This window comes from Ruegeria sp. AL2 (assembly GCF_056540845.1).
In genome coordinates, this window is record NZ_JBQFXM010000063.1 from 1 (window position 1) to 1,483 (window position 1,483).

The window sequence follows — 1,483 nt, forward strand, 5'->3', positions numbered from 1 at the left end:
ACATTGACCACAACATAAACGCTGAGACATAAACAAAGGTGGGTCAAATCTCGGTGAAAATACCGGGTCACTTCTCAGCGGAAATCAACACTCTGACCGAAGGCGAGATCAGTGAGTTGCATGTGGGTCTCAAGGGGACCATGAACCAACTGTTCCTCAAAGATCTGGCCGACAAAACTCGACGTGGTCTGCGCGGACGGGTCGAGCTTGGCCGTTCCGGCGGCGGCAACAGCTACGGTTACGACGTCGTCCGGCGTCTTGGGGCCGACGGCCAACCCGTCACGGGAGAACGAATGATCAATGCAGCAGAAGCTGAGATTGTCCGGCGGGTGTTTCAAGAGTTCTCCGATGGGCATTCTCCCAAAGCCATCGCGCGCCGCCTGAACGCCGAAGGTATTCCCGGTCCCCGTGGCAAGTTATGGCGTGACACGGCCATTCGAGGGCACCGAGTGCGTGGGACGGGCCTTCTCAACAATGAGCTCTACATCGGCCGCCTTGTTTGGAACCGGCTGCGCTACATCAAGGATCCGGAGACCGGCAGACGTGTGTCCCGTCTCAACGATCCCTCCAAATGTATCATCAGGGAAGTCCCTGAGTTGCGGATTGTCGGGGTTGAACTTTGGGAGGCGGTCAAGCAGCGGCAAGGCGAGATCGAATCCGACCCCCGCGTCAAAGCCATTAAGCAAACCCGGTTTTGGGAGAAGCGTCGCAAGAAGCACCTCCTGACAGGTCTTGTATTCTGCGGCACCTGCGGAGGGACACTCGCCACAGTCGGACGCGACTACCTTGCCTGCTCTGCCGCTCGCAAACTCGGTACTTGTTCCCATAAGCAATCCATTCGCCGCAATGTCCTGGAAGACGCCGTTTTGGATTTGCTTCGTCGTCGCCTGATGCAGCCCGACGCAGTGGCCGCTTTTATCAAATCCTTCAGCGAAGCCGCCAACGCAGAAGCAGGTACAGTAGAGGCAGTCCGGACCCGTCTACAATCCGAGCGGGACAAAGCCGTACGCAAATTGAATGGGTTCTATGATGCAATCGCGGAGGGCATTCGTACCCCCGGCCTTCAAACGCGGCTCGAAGAACTCGAAGCGCAGATCGCCGATCTGGATGCCAAGCTCTCCGGACCTAAGCCTTCACCGGTGCGACTGCACCCAAATCTGTCGGAACTTTATCGCTCCAAGGTCGCAGATCTGGCACAGGCGCTATCGGATCCGTCGATCCGCACCGGGGCCTTGGAGATTATCCGGGGCCTGATTGAACGTGTTACGATCAAACATGAACGGGATGGCGTGCAGATCGAACTGGAGGGTGCCCTGGCAGCGATGATTGGGTTGGCCCAGAATGAACAAAGCCGCCCAGGGGCGGCTTGTTCGAGACTCTGTTCGACCCAAGTGGTTGCGGGAGTAGGATTTGAACCTACGACCTTCAGGTTATGAGCCTGACGAGCTACCGGGCTGCTCCATCCCGCGACACTTTAGTGGTC

Annotated in this window: 2 protein-coding genes and 1 tRNA gene; 1 reads left to right on the plus strand and 2 read right to left on the minus strand. The window is 57.6% G+C overall.

Annotated elements, in window-relative coordinates; genetic code table 11:
- Positions 1-74 precede the first annotated feature (74 nt).
- Positions 75-338 (minus strand): hypothetical protein, encoded by a 264-nt coding sequence (locus tag ACR0ID_RS20355; RefSeq protein ID WP_480608401.1) that lies wholly within the window; start codon positions 336-338, stop codon positions 75-77.
- Here ACR0ID_RS20355 and ACR0ID_RS20360 point away from each other — a divergent pair.
- A complete protein-coding gene (locus ACR0ID_RS20360; RefSeq protein ID WP_480608404.1) occupies positions 294-1,436 on the plus strand; it encodes a recombinase family protein in 1,143 nt (380 codons plus the stop codon). The genes ACR0ID_RS20355 and ACR0ID_RS20360 overlap by 45 nt on opposite strands.
- Here the strand turns inward: ACR0ID_RS20360 and ACR0ID_RS20365 are convergent.
- A tRNA-Met gene (locus ACR0ID_RS20365) sits at positions 1,393-1,469 on the minus strand. The two genes, ACR0ID_RS20360 and ACR0ID_RS20365, sit on opposite strands and share 44 nt — an antisense overlap.
- Between the last annotated feature and the right edge of the window lie 14 nt (positions 1,470-1,483).